Genomic DNA, 261 nt, shown 5'->3' with positions numbered 1-261 from the left:
CGCGCCCGACCTGCACCCATGAGATGCAGACGGAGACACTCATGCGCGCAACCCTGATCGCCCTCGGCCTGACCTTGACCGCATCCCCCGCCCTGGCGGCGGCTTCCGGCCAGTCGATGGAGCCGATTCAGGTGGCGCCTATTCGCGACGGACGCCTCGCCACGACCGAGCAATGGGTTCAGGTCCCGACCACAGACTTCACCTGCGACGGCCGGGCGATACAGACCCTCTACGCCGACGATCTGGCCGTCGACATCACCC

At 67.4% G+C, this 261-nt stretch carries 1 protein-coding gene; it reads left to right on the top strand.

Translation table 11 applies throughout. The annotated features are described in order from the left end of the window. Positions 1–41: 41 nt before the first annotated feature. Positions 42–261 (top strand): hypothetical protein (locus tag CVH10_RS21740; RefSeq protein ID WP_146143260.1); only part of this gene is annotated, 220 nt, incomplete at its 3' end.

This window comes from Halomonas sp. ND22Bw, assembly GCF_003011945.1.
Taxonomy (GTDB): Bacteria; Pseudomonadota; Gammaproteobacteria; order Pseudomonadales; family Halomonadaceae; genus Halomonas; species Halomonas halophila.
This window is presented reverse-complemented; position numbering and strand designations above follow the sequence as displayed.